We start from the raw sequence: 20,111 nt of genomic DNA, 5'->3' as shown, positions 1-20,111 counted from the left end.
CAGAGACATGGGAAGGAAACATTGTAAAAAAAAACAGCATGTTACCTGACAACGCCTTAATGCGACAGAACCAACCAGACCGGACACGGCCAGCTGGCGAAAGGTGAACTTACACATTAAATAACCTCAGAAATACTGTTCGGATGTGTTAACCAGAAACGCCGGAGACGGGGAAAACTTGCTTTTACCCTTCTCCGGGGTTGGACAACTGAGCAGGGCGAAGGCGTCAGTATCTTTTAGCGGATTCAGGTGGCGGACGCCTGATTATTTTTTGATATCGCCGGCTGCATGACGGATGGCCTGCTGCAGGGCCTCCGCACTGGTGTATCCCGGGATAACCGTCACGTTATCAGCGCTGGTGCCGGTTGACGGGAGGACTACCAGGGCTGGCGTACCGCTGAAGCCCAGCTGCTGCGCGAGCGTGTTTATGCCATCCAGGGTTCCCTGAACGTCATGGGCTGTCTTCGCATCAAATTTCACGGCTTTTGCCGCCGCACTGATATCAGCATCGGTCAGTTTGCCCTCGTTGTGCCCGGTGGCGTAAATCGCGTTGTGATAGTTAAGGTAAGCGTCGGCTCCCTTCTGCTTCCAGACCTGCAGTCCTGTTTTCGCCGCACTCAGCGACGCCGGCCAGCGCTGGCCAAATATCGGGAATTCCTTGAACACAAAGCGCACGCCCGGGTTGGCTTTTATCACCTTCTCCAGTTCAGGGGCCAGGCGGGCACAGTAGATGCACTGGTAATCGAAGAACTCCACGACCGTCACTTTGGCATCGGCGGGGCCATATGACGGCGTGCCTTTATCGTTCAGTAGCGCGGCCTGATGCTGAATCACGGCGGCCGTCATCACCTGCTGCTGCTTTTCCTGCTGCTGAGCTTGCAGTTTCTGGCTGACCTCAACCAGCACTTCAGGATGAGCCAGCAGGTAGTCTTTCGCGATTTCACCAATACGGGCTTCCTGCGCCGGCGTGAAGACTGCAGCAGGCTTTCCAGCCTCTGCTGCATTTGCCATACCGGACAGCAGACCGCAGGCCATCAGCACCGCCAGTGTGGTGCGCTTTACTGTTAACATTTTAATGTTCCTTGTTTTCATCTGTAGCGACGGCTTTCACCGCCGGTTTCTTCAGTTTGTCTGCCTGCACCCGCGCCAGCTGGTTCTGTCGCATTAACGACAGCAGGTCGGCAAAAGGCGCATTGGCTACTTTTCAGGCAGCCAACAGGTAAAACTGGTCTGCCGGGGACAGGCCGTCACCGTCCGGATGTTGATACTGCCCTTTGCGTATCATGTGTACCAGCTCAATACCTGCCAGGACAGTCTGCGTCCGCCGGAACGATTTGAATCCCGTCATCAGTCTTATCCTTCGTTTGATGTTACGGTGGTCCTGCTCAATCAGGTTATTCAGGTACTTACTCTGCCTGACTCTGATACTTTCATCTGCTGATTTACCGGCATTGAGTGTGGTCAACGCTGCCGTATTGGCGCCACTTTTATCAATGGTCACCACTTCCGGTTCACCATGGTGGCGGACAGCCTTGCGGAAGAAACGTAGCGCGGCTGCCGCATCACGCTTCGCCGTCAGCAGAAAGTCGATGGTCTGACCTTCGGTATCAACAGCGCGGTACAGATATTTCCATTGCCCTCTGACTCTGATGTAGGTTTCGTCCATTCGCCAGCGGCGCCCCACGGCTCGTTTATACCGCCGAAACGCCTTATCCAGCAGAGGCATCATGCGGATAACCCAGCGGTGAAGCGTGGAATGGTCAACGACAACCCCGCGCTCTGCCATCATCTCCTCCAGATCACGCAGGCTGAGTGAGTACGCCAGGTACCAGCGGACGCACTGGGCGATAATATCGACGGGATAATGCAGGCGTTTAAAGGCTTTTCGGATCAGGGGCTGACAACATTACAAAAAAACAGCATGTTACCTGACGCTGGCTTAATGCGACAGAACCACAATAAAGGGGGTAATGAGCCTTGGTAAAATATCTAATCAATTATAATTTACATAAACAATGGCAGTTCCACTATATTCCCCAGAAGAAATTAGCCCATTGGCTCTCAATGTTGATGTAAATGTTAAGGTAGATGGCTGATTTGCCAATACATTAAAAACAATACCCTCCGTTGCATTATGTCCATTTACTTCTATCTGCGACGTTAAATTCACCCCATTTAAATAAATAGAATTCGTCCCGCCATCGGCACTAGTAGTAATTACAGCTTCACCATCGAAATTACATACGGCCGAACCAGTCACACTGGCCGTATTCCCATTAATGGCACTTACCGGTAAAGTTCCGTGTTCTATGTATGGAGGTATATCAATACTACAGCGACTATTGTCTGGCGGAATAACTGTACAGGTGCTTCCCGGAAGTAATACTGCGTGTCCTCCATAGGAGGGGGTACCTATGAACGTCATACCAACGCATGAAGATGTATCCTGCAAGTGATCGATATTAAAAACTGCTGTATAAGGAAGTGGATGCTTTTTTTTATAACGCTCGGCTACATCAGCTAATGTTGGCAAATCCTCAGCTCTGATACACGCACCAGAATCGCATGAACCAGATAACCCGCCAATACCGAAGGTAGTATAGCTAACTTCAGGTCCAATGTAGCAAGAAGAGTAACCGTAGCACGGATTTGCCACCCCTGCAGCTTCACTCCATGCAACAACTGATAGAGATACCCGACTACCATTTCGAGAGAAATCGGTTAATGCAGCTCCGGCAATTACATGTGTTGTGCCAGTAAAAAAGATAACAAAGGCTAAAAAAATCATATATACAAATGGTGATATCATCAGTTTTTTCATAGCATACCTTGACGATAGATGTTAACGATGTTGGGTACAAAGCACCCCATATGCGGGCCTGCGCCGGGGCGTACTTCTGCCGGCTGCACAGCCAGGCCTGATGCCAGTGTGTATCCCGGGTGATGCTCACAGTTGTCGGTCCGGTTCGTGGTTCTGTTCATAGCCGAGGCCCTTACTCATAGCTGAGACTGAACGTGGCGGTGGCGGTGAACTCCCCCAGGCCGATGCTGTGCGCTGAGACAGCCTGCGGCTCGGCCTGCACATAAGCCCGGAACGGCAGCCGCATCTCCCCGTTCGTGATACTGACCGGGGATGTGGCCTCCTCCAGCTTCAGCGCGCTACCGTCACCGTTCTCCAGCCCGATGGCCACGCCGGTGGCCGCACTGCCGCCGTCCAGAGCCAGCAGACCCGGTAGCGGACCGCTCGGGGTGCCGCTGAACGTCACGATGACCGTCCCGGCGATAGCCGGGTCACACGCCGTCAGGTGCAGCGTGAAGTCCTCACTGTGCGTGCGCTGGTTCTCATACAGGTACCTGTCAATGACCGTCCCGAACTCCAGCGGGATACTCTCCTCGCCCGGCGGTATCACACAGGGCTCCGCGACCAGGGCGCCGGTGAAGTGCACATTGTCATCGGCGGCGTTTGCAGGGGACACCATTCCCGGGCCGGCGGCGGCTATGGCCAGCATGACGAACAAAAATTGTCGGAACATCATGTCCTCCTACTGGTAAACGACTTTCAGGGTGACGGTGGCGTTAAACGGCCCTTCCGCCAGCGAGGCGTCCGGGGCCTTCACCGGGACCGCCTCAATCACCGGCTGCGCCATCTCGACCACCGGTATCGGCGTATCAAATACCGCCGGGGCGCTGTCCACCAGGAGGCGGACGCCGAGTCCGGTGATGTCGGTATTCACCGCGGCCGTGTCGTACGACGCGGCCGCGGTGGTGCTGAGGACCAGCGTCAGCCCGTCCCGTGGGCTGGTGCTGTCGCAGGTCAGGTGGTAGTCCACCGTCTGGCGGTAGTTCACCCCGTCAATCTTGTTGATGCCGACGTTGTTGCCAAACGGCACCAGGACGGCCTGGTCATTGTTGATGGTGCAGGGCGGCGGCTCAATCAGCGTGCCCTGGAACTGCACCTCGGTGGCCAGCAGGCTGCTGCAGAACAGCGCGATGCTCATCACCAGGAGTGTGCGGATACCGTACCGTGTCATGTCTCTCTCCTTACTGGTATTCCACTATCATGGTGGCCGAGACCGCCATCGGCCCGGCGACGAGTGTGCCGGCCGGGTCCTTCACCAGTACCGCCTGTACGTGCGGCGGGGTATTGCGGTTGAAGTTCAGGGGCTGGTTCAGGGGCATGGGGCTGCCGTCGCTCAGCAGCTTAATGCCCAGCGCCGGCTGGTCCCCCTGCAGGACAGTCGGGTCAAACCCGGCACTGGGGCCGCTGATGGTCATTTTCAGGTCATCGTTTGTGGCATCGGGGCACGCGAGGTTGTAGTCCACGTCCCGGATATAACTGCCGCCGTCCACACCGGTGGTCAGTATGTCATCGCCAAAGTTCACCTGGACCGGACTGCCGCCGTTGATGGTGCAGGGCTCGGCAATCACCGTGACGTTGACCGTCAGGGTGTCGGAGGAGGTGCCGGCCTGCGCGGCCCCGGACAGCAGACTGAGTCCGGTCAGCAGGCTGAGGACCGGACGGGCGGTACGGGTTACCTTAGTCATATTCCATCCCCACATTGACCAGCGCATGCCAGGCGCCGGCGCGCAGCGGCGCGGCGGTGCGTACCGGCGTCAGGGTGTACGTCAGGGTATCCTGGCCCGGGGTGAGCAGCAGCGGCGCCCCGCGGCTGCCGGGGGGAACGTCCCGGCCGGCAGCATCGGTGAGGCGCAGGCCCAGCCCGGAGACTCCGGCCACGGCCAGCAGGTCCGGGCGGGTCGGGTCGGCTGGGGCGGTGAAGCGCACGGTGACCGCCGGCTGATGCGGGTTCCACAGCAGACTCTGTGAACGGTCATCGATGTTGCGGGCCGTGACGGCCTGGCAGTCCTTCAGGCGCAGCTGGAAGCGGACCGGCTGACCCCGGTCGCCGGCTTTCATCAGTAGCGCGCTGGCGATGTTGCCCATGTCGACGGCCTGCCAGGCGGAGGCGGTCTCCAGCCGGCAGGGGCTCTCGGTCAGGGAGCCGTAGACGTGCAGGACACCGGTCTCCCCGTCGATGGCGGGCGGGACCGTGGCGGCCCCGGCCACGCCGGAGAGCAGGAGCCCGACCAGCATCGGCGCGGTCCGGGTGAGTGTGATGTGCATTTTCATTCGTTACCTCCGGATACCCGGTGCGTGATGTCTTATTTAGCTTTCACCGGGGACGCGGTACAGGTGCTGCCGCTGCAGGTGAACTTCAGCTGCGGGCGTCCGCCGTAGTCGTTGATGTAGGTCAGGACCGGGCTGGTGCCCAGCGCCCCGGCGCTCACGCTGAGCTGTCCCTGCCCGTGGGGCCCCAGCATCAGCGGTTTAAAGTCCTTCGCGGATGCGCCGCCCGGTCGGTCCGTGCCGTCGACCAGGGTGACGTAGTACGGGGTCGGGTTGTTCACCTGCCAGCGGTCCCCGCTGCGGGTCAGGGTGATTTTCTCCTGCCAGGGCGCGGCGGACTTGTCGGCAATCAGCGCCTTCGGGCGGAAGAAGAGCTTGATACGGGTCTGCAGGGCGAGCTGCAGGGTGTTGGGCTTGTCGGTGCGCGGCGGGATTTCGCGCAGGTTGAAGTAGTAGAGGGACTCCCGGTCCTGAGGCAGCGTGCCGATGTCCGGCAGGGTCTGGATCCGGACTTGGCTGCGGGCGCCGGGCTCGAGGCGCTGCACCGGCGGGAGCACCGTCATCGGGTGGGTGATTTTGTTGCCCTTCGTGTCCTCAATCCAGCCCTGTGCCAGGTAAGGGAGCGACTTATTCTCGTTGCTGATGGCGAGGCTGACGGACTTGTCCCCGCCCTGGACCACGACCCGGGTACGGTCCAGAGCAATGGAGGCCTGCGCCTGGGTGGTCAGGGTGCAGAGCAGTATGGCGGCGCCGGTACACAGCAACGGTTTGCGGTTCATCATCATGGTGTCTCATCTGTCCTCTTTTGTTCGTGTATTCGTCTGTTCGTGTCTTCATTTATTCGTGTGTCGTCCGGCGCTATCCGCGGGGGCGCATTCCGGCTGCCGGCCCGCAGGGGAGCAGCAGCCCCTGGCTCAGGTCGGCTGGGAGCGCGGCGGGCAGCGACAGCGTGCACTGCTGCTGGTCGCCCCACTGCACCCGCATGGTGTCGCCCGGGCGGATACCGCTTAGGTAGACGGTGCCCTCGTCGCCGACGATGCCGGTGTTCTGCCCTCTGGCGTTCTGCACCTCCGCGCCGAACGGCGGGAAGCTGCCGTCGGCCAGGCGCAGGACGGCGGAGGCCTGGGCTCCGGAGACGACGTCGAACTGGCGATAGCCGATGGCGCCTTCGGTCAGGGTGGCCTGCACGACCGACTGCGCGGCCTCAGCGTTGTCCGGCAGGGTGTTCAGGTCGATGCTGACGCGGTTGCGGTAGTAGCTGCTGACGTCGGTGACCACGGCCTTGCCGAAGTGGTTGGTGGTGGTGGCGTTGCCGTAGCCTTTGACCGGGATGCCCGGGACGTCCCCGGTGTCCAGCATCATGCGGGTACCGCCCTGGGTACTGCCGCGGTGCAGGGCCGCGCCTTTCGTGGTGGCGGTCATGCCGCCCTGCAGGCTGAGGCTGAGGGCGGAGTAGCGCCCGGCCTGGTAGCTGGCGTTGGTGTTCACGCGGGCGATGTCGCCGTCGTGGGTCCAGTAGGCCCGGGCGGTCCCGCCGCGACGGGAGATGCCGGAGGCCAGCTGGTAGTTGTCCCGGTCACCGAGGCGGTCGTACCAGCTGACCTCGTGGGTGTTGTCGTCTCGGTTGACGGTGGCGCTGTAGCTCAGCGTACCGCTGTTCCCCCAGGGGATGGACAGCGAGAGGTAGGCGCCGTTGTCCGTGGTGTTGTAGTAGCGGCTGCGGTACGCGGTGGCCGACAGACTGAGGTTGCGCCACGCGCCGACGTCGAAGAACTGGGACATCGTCATGGTGTAGCGGTCATTGGTCGGGCGGTCCCAGTAGGTCTGGTGACTGTAGTTGGCGTACGCGCTGAGCCCCAGCGAGGAGAACTGCTGGCTCAGGGTGACGGTGTACATCTCCTTGCTGCTGCCTTCTCGGGCGCCGTAGCGGCGGGCGTCGAGGTACTCGCCCATGCTCATGAAGTCGCGCTCGGAGAAGCGGTAGCCGGCGAAGGTCACCTGGCTGCCGGTGGTGTCGAAGCGCTTGGAGTAGCTCAGGCGCCAGGAGTCGCCCTGGAGGACGCCATCCTCCTGCGGCAGGGTGGCCCGGGAGTGGGTCATGTCAAAGGAGAGCGCGCCGAAGGCCATCAGGTCGCGGCCGATACCGAGCGCCAGGGCGTTGTAGTCGCGCCCGGCGGTGCCGCCGCCGTAGAGGGACCAGCCGTTGTTGACCCCCCAGGAGAACTCGCCGATGGAGAAGGCATCGCCGTTGGTGCGGTGACGGTAGTCGGACGGGCGGCCGGCGGCGAGCTTGTAGCGCACCATGCCGGGGCGGGTCAGGTACGGGACGCTGGCGGTGTTGACGGTGAAGTGCTGGACGGTACCGTCCTGCTCTTCCACCCGCACGTCGAGCGTGCCGCTGACCATGTCGTTGAGGTTCTGAATGCGGAAGGGGCCGGCGGCGACCTGAGTCTCCTGGAGAACCCGGCCCTGCTGGCTGATAATCACCTTCGCATTGGTTCTGGCAATGCCACTCACTTCCGGCGCGTAGCCGCGCAGGTTCGGCGGCAGCATGTTGTCGTCGGTGATGAGGCTCACGCCGGTGAAGCGGAAGCTGTCAAAGATGTCGGAGTAGAGCGAGCTTTCGCCGAGCGTCATCTTCGCACCGAGCGACGGGATGGCCCGGTATGCATAGTAGCGGCTCCAGTCCCAGCCTGAGGTGCTCTGCCCCTGTCCGCGGCGCATATTCGTCTGCCAGTCGGCGCGCAGGCGCCAGGCGCCCAGGTTGCCGCCCACGGTGCCGTTGCCGCTGAGTGACCGGCTGTCGCCGGAACGCTCGTCGTGCTGAGTCTGGCCGCTGAGGTAGTAGTCCATCAGCACGCCGGGGATACCGTTGTCCCAGAGGGACGGCGGGTCCCAGTTGGGGGCGCGGTATTCTAGGTACGCCTGGGGAATACTGAGGTACAGCGTGGCGGTACCGAGGTCGCCCCGGGCTTCGCTGCCGGGCAGACTGGAGAGCGCCAGGCACTGTCCCTGGTGGAACCAGGTGAGCCCCTGACGCGCGTGGTCTTTGAGGCCGACCAAGTCGACCAAGGCCGGGGTCAGGCACGGGACGCTGCCGTCCGGGTCGTTTTCCGGCGCCACCCAGGTGATGCTCTGGTCCGGGATGTCGTCCTTGTTGACCTTCAGGGTCATGACGTAGCTGCCGGGCATGATATAGCCCGCCCGGGAAAAACGGCTCAGGTCAATGTTGGCCTTGTCGTGCACGTCCAGAATATCGGTATTGAATTCAATGTCCCCGGCGGCGACGCACAGCGACGGTCCGGCGAGGGTGGCCGCCAGTAACAGAGCCATTTTCCGGAGGCGTGGCGCATGGAGTGCGGTTGAAATGAGCCTGGTCATATAAGTCTGATACCCCGAATAAAGCCGAGAAAAAACGGCGGGCCCCGCGACATCCCCGTGCCGCGACAGCCTGCGCAAGCGGAGCCGGTTCCGGCTCAGTAGTAATCCATTCTGAAACGCAGGGCGGTGCGGAAGTCCCCGGCCCGCAGCCCCTGGCGATTGCCGACCAGACGGAGGGTGTAATCCAGGTCCTGGTCGCCCCCGGTCAGCTCGCCGGGCAGCAGAGGCTCCCCAGGCCGGGCTACGTTGCCGGCGGCGTCGGTCAGCATCAGCGCCACACCGCCGGCGTCCCCGCTGAGGCCAAACTGGCCGTTATCGACGGGGCCTTCAAAGGTCGCCCGGAAGTAACGCCAGTCAGGCAGGGAAGGATTGAGATGCGCCAGGCGACAGTTCACTAGGCGGATACGAAAAGGATGAGCCTCGCCGCGCCCGTCGCGCGCGAGGGTGCTGACAGGGGTCGCCCCCATGTCGATGCTCTGGTCACGGCTCTGTGTGTCAATGACGCAGGGCGTTTCGGTAATGGTCCCGTTCAGGGTGACCTGACCGGTCCCCTGATTTTTGGGGTCGCTGGCCTGCCCTTCAGCGCAGAAGAGTGCGCCAGCGCAGAGCAGCATGATGACGCGGGATGTGGTGCTCACGACGGACTCCTTTCATGTTCGGAAGGGCTCCGTACGCGAGGCGTACGGAGCAGCATGCTTACTGGTAGGACAGAGTGAAGTCGGTCACACCGGTGAACTCGCCAGGAACGACGGAGGCGCCGTCGCCCTGAACGTAGGCGGCGAATTCCAGGGTGGCATTCGTGGCACCGGCCGGGATTTCCTGACCTTTGTTCGGCTTGCCGAGGGTGATTTTGCTGCCGTCACCGTCGGTCAGGACGATGCCCGCGCCGCTGGCGGAGCCGGCGATGCCCAGTTTGCCGTCAACACCTTCCATACCGCTGAAGGTGGTGGTCACGGTCTGTGCGGTGGCCAGGGAGCAGTCTTTCAGCAGGATCTGGAACGGGGTCGGCGTGGAGGAGCCACCGTTTTCCAGCGCGACGTTGGCGATAGAGCCCAGTTCTATTTTCTGGTCAATGGAATTCGCGTCGATGGAGCACGGCGCGTCGATGATGGTCCCGTGGAAGGTCACCTTGCCATGGCCCTGGTCGGCCGCGTGAGCGAAAGAAGACATCCCCATAACAACAGATACCGCGAGCAGAGCTTTATTCAGTTTCATGCAATTCGTTTCCTTAATACAAAATGAAGTGTGGGTTATTCCACGGATGCAAACAGCCGCCCGCATCCGCGGTAATAATTAAACCCGGAAGGCGGTGTTTGCATTTCTTATGAGCAACCCGGTAGGTTGTTTATAAATAAACGGACCCGATATGTGCCGGGTAAAAGAAAGACTGCAAATAGCAACATTCACGCAAAGAGACAGCGGACTTCATCTTTCCAGGACGAAGCAGGAAACAAAAACTCATCCATTATATTTCTCTTATTTCTTCGGGGAATGTTATTTCTCTCCCGGCGTGAAAATTATCGCACGCATTTTCAAAAGTTGACAAACGTAAAAATGAAATAACGGATAATTCGAAATTTAAAACTTTAACCCTGGGAAAAGGGTCATTATCGCGATTTTTAGCATCGCAATGGGCTCATTGATAGAATCAATATCTATATGTACTTATTTTTCGATCTAAAAGATCGCTAAATACGAATTTACAGTATAAAATATCACTCATTGATGTTTGTTTCTTATATGTTAAATACGTTAAAAGATAGTGTTATACACATCTCGTATTATTCTTGTTTTATTAACTTTTTATATAAATACCGTCAAAGAGATGGACTAAATACGTATGGAAAATAAACCACTGAGTCAGAATGACCGGGTTGTTCTGGATGCCATTATTAAAATTTTCTTGAATAAAAAAGTGCAGAAAGAAAAAGAAATCGGCTGGGTCACCACCCGGGATATTGCCGAGCAATGCGATATTACCATTTACCGGGCCAGGCATTATCTGATGCGCCTGGAGGAATGCGGTGCGGTCATTCACCGACCGACGGATAAAAAAACAGCACTGAACTGGAAGCCGACCGGAAACATGATATGAGTCACCTTTTTTATCGGGAAAATATTCGGAAAACCGGCGATTGCTTATTCATTTTCATGGCATATCCAGGCATTTCTGAGCCGTTATTTTCTGTTTTATACCCGGAAGGGGTGGCATCGGGTCACCCCTTAAGGGGTAAAACCCGGAAAGGGGCCTGTCGCCATGCGTAGTCTGAGCGGGAGTGTCGTCTTCCCGGGCCTGCTGCTGCTCATCCTGTCCCTGCCCTGGCCGACCCTGCCGGGACAGGGGCTGACAGTGACGCTCAGCCTGCTGGTCTGGCTGTGGGGCGCGCTGTGCAGTGCGGCGCTGTTGTGGGTCGTGCGCCACCGGCGACAGTGGCGCGGCGGCTGGCAGGCCCGTGTCCTGCTGGCGGGTCTGCTGCTGATGAGCCTGCCGCTGCTGTGGACGCCCGACGGCTTTCGCCTGGCGGCGCTCTGGCGGCTCGCAGGAATGGGGGCCCTGCTGCTGTTCTTCCTGGCGTTGCGGCAGTACCCGTTTCGCGGCGCCGTCCGTGACCGCCTCTACGCCCTGGTGGTGCTGGCCGCCCTGATACAGTCCGCGTTTGTGGGGCTCCAGCTCTGGTTTCCGGCACAGGCACATGCCCTGCTGCACTACTCCTTTACGCAGATGAACGGCCGCCCCACGGGGACCCTGCTGCAGACCAACCTGCTGGGGTCCTTCCTGGCGACCGGGCTGCTGTGCGCCCTCTGGCGGAGCATGCCGGCGATGTCCTGGCGCGCCTTCGCCGCGCGGGGCGTCGCGGTGGTTATCCTCAGCGCCGCGCTGGTGATGACCGAATCCCGCACCGCCCTGCTCGGGGGCGGGCTGGCCGCCATCATGCTACTGATACTGGCCCGCTTCACGCCCGTCTCCCGCCGGGGTCTCCTAGTGGCCCTGTTGCTGGCCGGGGGACTCGCCGGCCACGCCGGGGGACTCGCCCGACCGGCGGCGCTGCCCGTGACGCAGGCCGGTGACGTTCGCCCGACCGACACCGCCGGGCGTCTCGCCTGGAGCCGCCAGCAGTCCGGGCACGAACGCCGGGTAATGCTGCAGGGGGCCCGGGCGATGATTGCCGACCAGCCCCTGGCCGGCCAGGGGCTGGCCACGTTCGAAACCCGCTTCCCGGAGGCGCTGTCATCGGCGGGCATCGTCAACCCGTTCACCGTCACGGTGACCCACCCGCATAACGAGCTGCTGTACGTCTGGAGTGAGGGCGGACTGGCGGCGCTCGCCGGGCTGCTGCTGTGGGGCGGCGTGCTGGCCTGGCCGGTCCTAAACGTGGTGACGGCGCCGCGGCGCTGGCGCGTGGCGGCCCGCGGGGTGCTGGTTCTGCCGCTGGCCCTGCACCTGATGACCGAGCTCCCCCTGTACCTGTCGGCTGCCCACGGTATTCTGCTGGCCGTCCTGCTGCGGCTGGCGCTGCCGTCGGGGGCGAGGAGGCTTCTCTCCTGTCCTCCCCGCCCTCACCGTCGGGTCCGGGGCGGGGTCGTCGCCGGCCTGGTCGTGTGTGCCGCGGGGGCGTTGTTCATAGCCACCGCGCTGCAGTCGGCATTCCGCCTTCAGGACGCCGAGCGCTTTCACCTGATGGATCCGACGCCGCTCACGCAGCTGCTCAACCCGTACGCCCAGTCCGATCGCCTGCTGTTCGACCAGGCCGTCAGCGATCTGATGACCTACAACCTGACGCAGGATCCAGCGCTGATCGGCGCCTTCCGGGCCCGGGCGACCGACTGGCTGTCACGCCACAACGACGCCAGCCTGACGGCCACCCTGCAGCAGATTGCGCTGAGCGAACACCGCTTTACCGATGCCCTTTACTGGCAGCAACGCGGGTGCCGCAGTTTTGCCCGGGATCCGCGTTTTCACTGCCAGCTCAATGACCCCTCTGTCCGACAGGAACACCGCGATGTGTCCACATTCTCTGACTGACCGGCCCGCTAAGGGCCTCACCCGCCACCGGCTGGATAAGATGACCGGCGGCTGGTTTGTGGGGGCCTTTTCCCCGGCGGCCCACACCACCGCTGACGTGGAGGTGGCCGTGCAGGTTTTCCCGGCCGGTTACCGTGGCCTGCCCCACGTGCACCGTCAGGCCACGGAAATCACCCTGCTGCTGTCCGGACGGGCGAACATGGCCGGGGAGCTGCTGCTCCCGGGCGATATTCTGACGCTGGCGCCGGGCACTGAGGCGGCCTTTGTGGCGCTCGAGGACTGCATGACCGTGGTGGTCAAACACCCGGGCGTCCTGAATGACAAATTTATCACCGGAGCATCCGCATGCTGAATATCGTTATCCCGATGGCCGGCAAAGGTACCCGCTTTGCGCAGGCCGGCTACACCGATCCAAAACCCTTTATCCCGGTGGCGGGGGTGCCGATGATCGAGCTGGTCATCGCCAGCCTGCGTCCGTCCTGCCCGCACCGGTTTATTTTTGTCTGCCAGCAGGCGCATCTGGAGCGTTACCGGTTCGCCCCACGTCTGTATGCCCTGGCGCCGGGCTGCCACATCATCGGGCTGACCGGCGTCACGGCGGGGGCGGCCTGCTCCGTCCTCCATGCGGCCCGTTTTATTGACAGCGACGAGCCGCTGATGATTGCCAATGCCGATCAGTGGATCCGCGCGGACATCGATGCCTACTTGGCCACCCTCACGTCCCGCCGGCTGGACGGTCTGCTGATGACCATGCAGGCCACGTCCTCGAAATGGTCCTATGCCTGCCTGAACCGGCGTGGCCTGGTGACCCGGGTGGTGGAAAAGGAGGTGGTCTCGGAGATGGCCACCGTCGGGATCTACAACTTCCGCCGTGGGCACGACTTCTGCCGCCACGCCCGGGCGATGATTGCCGCGGGCGAGCGCAGCCAGGGCGAGTTCTACGTGGCGCCGGTCTACACCCGCCTGATCCGGGAAACCGGCGCCCGTGTCGGGGTGTACAGCACCGGCCGGGACGGCGACGGAATGCACGGTCTCGGCACCCCGGACGATCTGGCGGCCTTTCTGGCGCACCCGGCGCATGAGCAGGCCCTGATGTCGGTAAAGGCGGGCACATGTATCTGATGGCGCTGTCACACCGCCGGGCCCTGCGTTACCCGCCCTGCCCGGTCGCGTTCTCACCGCGGGAGCTGACGGTGGCCTGTCCGGAGCAGACCACCGTGCTGACCTTTGCCCGGGTGCCGGCCCCAGCGCAGACACTGGATGCCTGCAGCCGGATGGCGCCCCTGCCGGACGGGGATATCGTCCTGTCATATTTTGACCATACGCCGCTGTTTGCCCTGCTGCTCTGGGACATCGCCCACCGGATGGCCGTCGGGCGCCGCCTGTACCTGCAGCACTCTGACAATGTGGCCGCCCTGCTGACCCGCAGCTGGTATCGCCCGGCCTTCCGGGCCACCCGCTGTGTCACGGATGGTCTGTTGTGCTTTACCAAAGTGGTGCCGCTCCCTACCGAGGCCGAACGCGGGCTCGACGCCTGGAGTTTTGGTATTCCCACCGGCGGCGCCGACGCCACCGCCCTGAACCACTGCGTGGCGCGCATTCTGGAACTGGAGGTACCGCAGACCGACATTCTGCTGTGCGGCCGGCCACCGGACGGCTTTCGCTACGGGGACCGGGTGCGGGTGGTGGGGGATGACATCCCCGACACGCCGCTGCACATCACCCGCAAGAAGAACACCCTGGCCCGGGCGGCCCGCTTTCCGAACCTGTGTCTGCTTCATGACCGGGTGCTGCTGCCCCGCCGGTTTTACGCCGCGGTGCAGCAGTTCGGCGATGATTTTCCCCTGACCGGCTTCCAGTCGTTTTGGTTCAGCGGCCGGGGACAGACCCTGCCCCTGCGTTACTCCGATTTCGGGACCACGGCAGACGCCTTTCCGCCGGGCTGGCCTGCCGGCCGCCTCTCCCGGGAGGCCGCCGCCGGGCTGGCGTTTCAGCCCCTGTACATTCAGCACCCGGCCCGCAGCGCCTTCGGCCAGGATTACCTGACCGGCAGTCTGTGCCTGTGCAAGCGCGCCGTCTGGATGCACGTCCCGCAGAATGAGGACCTGTACTGGCAGGATCATGAAGATATGGAGCAGGCCTTCTGCGCCGCCGCCGCGGGGATCCCCGTGCGCATCAACCCGTACGGCCTGACGCAGACGCTGTCGTGCCGGAGTATTATTCTCGGGCACCGGAGCGGGCTGACCCGCGGGGGGCAGGTCCGGGCAGACCGGCCGGCCGGACACGGTCTTCTGCCCCGCCGGCCTCACCTGGGCCTGACGGAGACGGACGGTCTCTGGAGGTTGCGCCAGTTTGCCATCCGGTACGCCGCCGACAGCGACATGGTGGACCTCATGCCGCGGCGCCTGTCCGGCGTGGGACGCTATCGCCTGATTGTCCGCCTGCTCTGGGCCGCCCGCGGCGAGGCGCCCTCCCTGCTTCGTGACTGGTACCGGTTCGTCCTCTGCGAAGCCCCGGTGCCCGCCGAGGCGGTCGCGCTGGAGGCGTACCTGGCCGGCCGTGACACGCCGGCCCGGAAAAAGGTGGCGCTGCTCCGTCACCCGGGTCTGCTGCGTCAGGTGCGTAATAATCCATTCAGTTCGCCGTTCCTGCCGGATGAACCGGTGCCGCCGTCGCGGGTTGCCCGGTTCGCCGGCAGCCTGCTCAGCGCCCTGTGGCTGCGCTATGGCAGCCGGCATGCGCAGCTCCGCCTGTCCCTGCCCGCGCTCTGGCGGGAGCTGGCCCGGGCGCTGCCGGCAGAGACGGAGGTGCCGCATGACGCCCGCTGATATTCAGGTGCGGCACGCCGACACCGCGGCGCTGTCGGCGTGGCTCCACGGCTCCGCCCCCCTGCCGGGGTGTCCGGACGCGCAGCGCCGCGTGGTGGTGCTGCAACAGACCGGCCGGGACGATGTCCCCCAGCGGCTCTGGCCGGTGCTGGCGCACTTCTGCGCCCTCACCCCGTCGCGGCAACCGGGTGTCTGTCTGATCCTCACCGGTAACGCGCTCCGCCAGCGCCAGAGGACGTGGATACAGACCCCGGGACCCGCCCCGGTGAACCGCCTGATGCTCCGCCTGGCGCTGGCGTGGCTGCGGCGCGCATGCCCCCTGCCGGCCCGCCTGTTCCGGCGGAGACGGAGAACACCTTATGCTGACGAGTAACCTCAGTATTGTCTTCCAAGGCCCGGTCGACGTCATGACAGGGCAGGTATACCACGCCCTGCGTCAGACCCGGCGGGCCTTTCCCGAGGCGGAGATGATTGTCTCCACCTGGCGCCAGACGCCGGCGGAGGACAGCCTGCTGACCGTCCGTCTGCAGGCCATGGGGGTCCGCTTGGTGCTGAGCGACGATCCGGGTCCGCTGGTTGGTGAGGACGCGTCCGGGCGCTGGCACTGCAACCTGAACCGCCTGCGTCAGTCCACCCTCGCCGGGCTGGACGCCGCCAGCCATCCGCTGGCCATCAAGCTGCGCACCGACACCTGGCTAAGCTCCCGCGCCCTGCTGTGTCTGCTGGAGCAGGCGGTGCTGCAGGACGCCGGGCCGCCGCGCCCGCCGGCTTACCGCGTGTTCCGGCGCCGGGTCATCAATGCCACCTGGTTTGCGCGGGATCCGAAAGGCAGCCTGCCGTTCCTCTATCACCCGGGGGACATTCTGCTGGCCGGGCTGACCGCCGACGTGCGGCTGTTCTTCAGCGCGCCGCCGGCGGACGCCAGCCTGTTCCGGCCCGCCCGCATGCCGGGGCTCTGGTGCGCCTGGCGCTACGTCCCGGAGCAGTGGTTCTGGGTGCACGCCATCGCGCAGGTGACCGGGCGGCCGCGCTGGGCGGGGAATTTCAGCACCTCAGCGCAGGATGTCGGGGATTCGGAGCAGTTCTATCTGGCCAATTTTATGCCCTTTACCCCGCGGCAGCTCGGGCTGCACTGGCCGAAATACTGGCGCCGCTACCCGCTGCGCGGGCTGTTCAGCCTCTACACGCCGACCCGCTGGCGGCACCGGGCCGGCGACGGGCGACCGGCACCGGTGCGGGCGCTGTTCAGCCGCCTGCTCACCGGGCTCTGGCGCGGCGGCTATCGCCTGCGCGCTCAACTGTTGCGTCATCCGGGTCTTCGCCGGCTGGCAAAACGCCTGTTCACCACCCACAGAGGATAATCGTGCCATGACCGCCTTATTCCGCCGCCGCGCTACCGGAGGTTTTCTTTCCACGCCGGACAGCCACGCCACGCTGGCCGAGCTCTGGCAGTTTCGTTTTCTGGTGGGGCAGCTGGTCCGGCGGGACCTGACCGTGCGCTACCGGCAGACCAGCCTGGGCTGGCTGTGGGCGCTGGTCAACCCGGCGCTGCATCTGGCGATGTACTGGGGGGTCTTCGGCCTGATGGTCCGTTTCTCGCCCCCGGACGTGACCGCGCCTTACCCCCTGGTCCTGCTTTGTGGCCTGGTGCTGTGGATGCTGTTTGCCACCACTGTACAAGCCGTCAGCGAGTCCCTGCTGAACAACCTGCCTCTGGTGAAGAAGGTCTGGTTCCCCCGCATCGCCCTGCCCCTGGCGGCGGCCGGCGTGGGGATGGTGGATTTTGTGCTGATGCTGGCGCTGCTGACCGGCCTCTGCCTGCTGAGCGGGATGCCCGTGGAGCTGCCGGCCCTGCCTCTGCTGCTGCTCAGCGGCGTGCTGACCGCCCTGGCCGGCTGGGGCGCCGGCTGTCTGCTGGCCATCGCCCGCCTGCGCTTTCGCGACATCCGCCACCTGGTTCCCCTGCTGCTGCAGGCGCTGTTCTATGCCACGCCGGTGGTCTGGACGCCGGGACTGCTGCCGCCCCGCTGGCACGCCGTCCTGCTGAATCCGCTGGCCCCCCAGGTGGCCCTCTTCCGCCATGTGCTGCTCGGCGGCGCGCTCCCGTCCCCGGCCGCGCTACTGACCGGGCTGGTCGGGGCGCTGCTGACTGCCGCGGCCGGGTATGTCTGCTTTGTCCGCTATGAATCGCGGGCCATGGAGCACGAATGATCACCTTCAGCCACGTCACCAAACGCTACCCAGCACAGACGCTCAGCGGCGGGACCCTGCGCACGGCGCTGGCCTTCCGGCGTCCGCCGCCGCGCCCGGCCTTCACGGCGCTGGAAGACATCAGCTTTCACCTGCGCGCCGGGGAGGCGCTGGGGATTCTCGGGCACAACGGCGCCGGGAAATCCACCCTGCTGAAACTGCTGACCCGGGTGACCCGTCCCACGACCGGGCATATCCGGGTGCACGGGCGGATGTCGTCCCTGCTGGAAGTGGGGGCCGGGTTCCATCACGACCTGAGCGGGCGGGAGAATATTTTTCTGGCGGGGGCCATGCTGGGGATGTCGCCGCGCCGGGTCCGGCAGCGGCTGGACGCTATCATCGCGTTCGCCGGGCTGGAGAACGACATACGCCTGCCGGTCCGGACCTACTCGTCCGGCATGTTCCTGCGGCTGGCCTTCTCCGTCGGCGTCCATCTGGACAGCGACATTCTGGTCATCGACGAGGCGCTGGCGGTCGGGGACCACCTTTTCCGCCAGCGCTGCCTGGCGCGTATTCAGCATTTCCGGCAGCAGGGGGGAACGCTCGTGCTGGTCAGCCATGACGACGCCCAGCTTGCCGCCACCTGTAGCCAGGGGCTGGTGCTGTCCCACGGCCGCCTGACATTCCGCGGCGGCATATCTGACGCCCTGCACCATTACCATACTCAGAAGGAGGTTTAGCCATGCACATACTGGCGCACCGGGGGCGGTGGCGCACCCCGGAAGAGAAGAACACCCGGGAGGCGCTGGACCGGGCCTTCCGGGCCGGTTTCGGCGTGGAGACCGACGTCCGGGACCTGGACGGCGAGCTGGTCATCAGCCACGACATGCCCGGCCGCGGCGCACTGACGCTGGAGACCGTGCTGGACGACTACCGGCTGGCCGGGCGACCCGGCTGGCTGGCGCTGAACCTGAAGGCCGACGGGCTGGCGGCGCCGCTGAAAAAACTACTGAGGTGTTACGGCGTGGACCGGTATTTCTGCTTCGATATGTCGGTCCCCGACACCCTGGCCTGCCTGCAGGCAGGGCTGGTCAGCGCCGCGCGCGTCAGCGAGTACGAGCCGGAGGGCCGGCTCTGCACGCGGGCCGGCGCGGTCTGGGTGGACGGTTTTCCGCCCCAGGCGCCGGAGGCCCGCCTGCTGCAGCGCTGGCTGGGGCAGGGGAAAATCGTGTGTCTGGTGTCCCCGGAGCTGCACGGATGTGCTGCGGACGATTTTATGACGGCGCTTCGCGCCCTGCCGGCGGGGGTCCGGGAACACCCGCACCTGATGGTGTGTACCGACCATCCCCGCCACACAGAGAGGAAACTGAAATGTGCGTAATACAGGGTGTCATTTTTGATATGGACGGGGTGCTGATTGACGCCCGGGAATGGCACTACCGGGCGCTGAACCAGGCGCTGGGGCTGTTCGGTCTGACCATCGACAGGACGGCCCATGAGGGGGAGTTCGACGGGCTGCCGACCCAGGACAAACTGCGCCGGCTGACGGCACGGTACGGGCTGCCGGAGAGTCTGCATCCGCTGATTAATGAGCTGAAGCAGACGTACACCCTGCAGGAAATCTGGCAGCACTGCTGGCCGGATTTTCAACACCAGTATGCGCTGGCGCAGCTGCGGCACCACGGTTACCGGGTGGCAGTGGCGTCGAACTCCATCCGGGCGAGCATGGAGACGATGCTCGCCCGGGCGCAGCTGCTGCCGTTCCTGGATTTTTACCTGTCGAACGAGGACGTCAGCCGGGGGAAGCCCGACCCGGAGATTTACCACACGGCCATCCGGATGCTGGGGCTGTCGCCGCAGGCGTGCGTGGTGGTGGAGGATAACCCGCACGGCATTGCGGCGGCGCGGGCCAGCGGCGCGCATGTACTGGCCGTCAGCCATCCGGGAGACGTGAGCTGGGCGCGAATTCATTCATTTATTCAGGAGTGTGAGCAGACGTCATGATGCATCCCCTTTTGCTGTTACTGACCCCCGCCCCGCCGGCGCGGGTACCGGCGAACTGGTCGACGGTCTGGTGCGGCCTGACCCCACCATCCGGCCTGCCGGTGGCGTCGCTGTGCCGGGCGCTGTATAACGCGGAGGACTGCCTGTGGAGCGGCCCGGTGGCGCTGACCACGAAACTGCCCTTACCGGAGAGGCTGCTCTCCCCGGCATTGCCGGGCGGGGTGATATCTTTTCTGGATACGTCGGACAGCGGGGCGCTGTACTTCCCGGATATCCGGCTGTTCCGGCGGTGCGCGCGGGATGCCATCCGGGCGCACAACCCGGCGGGACCGGCGCTGACGCTGGAAGACGCCTGGCGTCAGGCCCTGTTGCTGAGCGGGGGATAACATGGAACGCCCGTTGATGCTGACGATTCTGGATTAGGACCGGTATTTTGCGGCGGGCCTGCAGTACATGTTTCAGGCACTGGACCGGGCGTCCATGGGGTTCTGTCGCATTAAGGCGTTGTCAGGTAACATGCTGTTTTTTTACAATGTTTCCTTCCCATGTCTCTGAT

The 20,111-nt window shown here is 63.4% G+C and carries 23 protein-coding genes; 12 read left to right on the top strand and 11 right to left on the bottom strand.

Annotated features, from left to right (window positions below; all coding sequences use genetic code 11):
• Window positions 1–264: 264 nt before the first annotated feature.
• The 11 genes from J8X26_RS20050 to J8X26_RS20000 all read right to left on the bottom strand — a co-directional run bounded on the left by J8X26_RS20050 (window position 265) and on the right by J8X26_RS20000 (window position 9,724).
• The gene (locus tag J8X26_RS20050) at window positions 265–1,071 is read right to left on the bottom strand and encodes a DsbA family protein (RefSeq protein ID WP_208951749.1); all 807 of its coding nucleotides are present in this window, start codon (window positions 1,069–1,071) and stop codon (window positions 265–267) included.
• Window positions 1,072–1,204: 133 nt separating this feature from the next.
• Window positions 1,205–1,894, bottom strand: coding sequence for an IS6 family transposase (locus J8X26_RS20045; protein ID WP_208951754.1), 690 nt, complete (start codon window positions 1,892–1,894; stop codon window positions 1,205–1,207).
• Window positions 1,895–1,993: 99 nt separating this feature from the next.
• Entirely contained in the window at window positions 1,994–2,821 is an 828-nt protein-coding gene (locus tag J8X26_RS20040; protein WP_208951748.1) for a hypothetical protein, read from the bottom strand.
• Between the two features lie 172 nt (window positions 2,822–2,993).
• Window positions 2,994–3,536: a fimbrial protein gene (locus tag J8X26_RS20035; RefSeq protein WP_244370723.1), complete on the bottom strand. Its 543-nt coding sequence runs from the start codon at window positions 3,534–3,536 to the stop codon at window positions 2,994–2,996.
• Window positions 3,537–3,542: 6 nt separating this feature from the next.
• Window positions 3,543–4,031 carry a fimbrial protein gene (locus J8X26_RS20030; RefSeq protein WP_244370721.1) on the bottom strand — a complete coding sequence of 163 codons (489 nt, stop codon included), beginning with the start codon at window positions 4,029–4,031 and terminating at the stop codon, window positions 3,543–3,545.
• Window positions 4,032–4,041: 10 nt separating this feature from the next.
• Window positions 4,042–4,545 carry a fimbrial protein gene (locus J8X26_RS20025; protein WP_208951747.1) on the bottom strand — a complete coding sequence of 168 codons (504 nt, stop codon included), beginning with the start codon at window positions 4,543–4,545 and terminating at the stop codon, window positions 4,042–4,044.
• A complete protein-coding gene (locus J8X26_RS20020) occupies window positions 4,538–5,131 on the bottom strand; it encodes a fimbrial protein (RefSeq protein ID WP_208951746.1) in 594 nt (197 codons plus the stop codon). Before J8X26_RS20020 ends, J8X26_RS20025 begins: the two co-directional genes overlap by 8 nt.
• Before the next feature lie 32 nt (window positions 5,132–5,163).
• Entirely contained in the window at window positions 5,164–5,913 is a 750-nt protein-coding gene (locus J8X26_RS20015) for a fimbria/pilus periplasmic chaperone (RefSeq protein WP_208951745.1), read from the bottom strand.
• Window positions 5,914–5,986: 73 nt separating this feature from the next.
• The gene (locus J8X26_RS20010) at window positions 5,987–8,461 is read right to left on the bottom strand and encodes an outer membrane usher protein (protein WP_244370719.1); all 2,475 of its coding nucleotides are present in this window, start codon (window positions 8,459–8,461) and stop codon (window positions 5,987–5,989) included.
• 143 nt (window positions 8,462–8,604) lie between these two features.
• A complete protein-coding gene (locus tag J8X26_RS20005) occupies window positions 8,605–9,147 on the bottom strand; it encodes a fimbrial protein (RefSeq protein ID WP_307803486.1) in 543 nt (180 codons plus the stop codon).
• A gap of 58 nt (window positions 9,148–9,205) precedes the next feature.
• Complete coding sequence (locus tag J8X26_RS20000) at window positions 9,206–9,724, bottom strand: fimbrial protein (protein ID WP_208951743.1); 519 nt, start codon at window positions 9,722–9,724, stop codon at window positions 9,206–9,208.
• 625 nt (window positions 9,725–10,349) lie between these two features.
• Here J8X26_RS20000 and J8X26_RS19995 point away from each other — a divergent pair.
• The 12 genes from J8X26_RS19995 (at window position 10,350) to J8X26_RS19940 (ending at window position 19,941) form a co-directional block, all read left to right on the top strand.
• Window positions 10,350–10,604 carry a FaeA/PapI family transcriptional regulator gene (locus J8X26_RS19995; RefSeq protein ID WP_208951742.1) on the top strand — a complete coding sequence of 85 codons (255 nt, stop codon included), beginning with the start codon at window positions 10,350–10,352 and terminating at the stop codon, window positions 10,602–10,604.
• A gap of 162 nt (window positions 10,605–10,766) precedes the next feature.
• Entirely contained in the window at window positions 10,767–12,533 is a 1,767-nt protein-coding gene (locus J8X26_RS19990; RefSeq protein WP_244370717.1) for an O-antigen ligase, read from the top strand.
• Between the two features lie 40 nt (window positions 12,534–12,573).
• The gene (locus tag J8X26_RS19985; RefSeq protein WP_244370715.1) at window positions 12,574–12,885 is read left to right on the top strand and encodes a hypothetical protein; all 312 of its coding nucleotides are present in this window, start codon (window positions 12,574–12,576) and stop codon (window positions 12,883–12,885) included.
• Window positions 12,879–13,655 (top strand): glycosyltransferase family 2 protein, encoded by a 777-nt coding sequence (locus J8X26_RS19980; protein ID WP_208951740.1) that lies wholly within the window; start codon window positions 12,879–12,881, stop codon window positions 13,653–13,655. Before J8X26_RS19985 ends, J8X26_RS19980 begins: the two co-directional genes overlap by 7 nt.
• Window positions 13,646–15,361: a hypothetical protein gene (locus tag J8X26_RS19975; RefSeq protein WP_208951739.1), complete on the top strand. Its 1,716-nt coding sequence runs from the start codon at window positions 13,646–13,648 to the stop codon at window positions 15,359–15,361. Before J8X26_RS19980 ends, J8X26_RS19975 begins: the two co-directional genes overlap by 10 nt.
• A complete protein-coding gene (locus J8X26_RS19970) occupies window positions 15,348–15,734 on the top strand; it encodes a hypothetical protein (protein ID WP_208951738.1) in 387 nt (128 codons plus the stop codon). Before J8X26_RS19975 ends, J8X26_RS19970 begins: the two co-directional genes overlap by 14 nt.
• Window positions 15,721–16,722, top strand: a complete 1,002-nt coding sequence (locus tag J8X26_RS19965) for a WavE lipopolysaccharide synthesis family protein (RefSeq protein ID WP_208951737.1) — start codon at window positions 15,721–15,723, stop codon at window positions 16,720–16,722. The genes J8X26_RS19970 and J8X26_RS19965 overlap by 14 nt, the downstream gene beginning before the upstream one ends.
• 7 nt (window positions 16,723–16,729) lie before the next feature.
• Complete coding sequence (locus J8X26_RS19960) at window positions 16,730–17,572, top strand: ABC transporter permease (protein ID WP_208951736.1); 843 nt, start codon at window positions 16,730–16,732, stop codon at window positions 17,570–17,572.
• A complete protein-coding gene (locus J8X26_RS19955; protein ID WP_208951735.1) occupies window positions 17,569–18,291 on the top strand; it encodes an ABC transporter ATP-binding protein in 723 nt (240 codons plus the stop codon). The genes J8X26_RS19960 and J8X26_RS19955 overlap by 4 nt, the downstream gene beginning before the upstream one ends.
• Window positions 18,292–18,293: 2 nt before the next feature.
• Window positions 18,294–18,932: a hypothetical protein gene (locus J8X26_RS19950; protein WP_208951734.1), complete on the top strand. Its 639-nt coding sequence runs from the start codon at window positions 18,294–18,296 to the stop codon at window positions 18,930–18,932.
• Entirely contained in the window at window positions 18,923–19,555 is a 633-nt protein-coding gene (locus J8X26_RS19945; RefSeq protein ID WP_208951733.1) for an HAD family phosphatase, read from the top strand. The genes J8X26_RS19950 and J8X26_RS19945 overlap by 10 nt, the downstream gene beginning before the upstream one ends.
• Entirely contained in the window at window positions 19,552–19,941 is a 390-nt protein-coding gene (locus J8X26_RS19940) for a hypothetical protein (protein WP_208951732.1), read from the top strand. Before J8X26_RS19945 ends, J8X26_RS19940 begins: the two co-directional genes overlap by 4 nt.
• The last annotated feature ends 170 nt before the right edge of the window (window positions 19,942–20,111 follow it).

The sequence above is a fragment of the Rahnella sp. ChDrAdgB13 genome, from assembly GCF_017655185.1.
Classification (GTDB): Bacteria; Pseudomonadota; Gammaproteobacteria; order Enterobacterales; family Enterobacteriaceae; genus Rahnella; species Rahnella contaminans.
The sequence above is the reverse complement of the archived record's forward strand: the minus strand, read 5'-3'. Positions and strand labels throughout refer to the sequence as shown.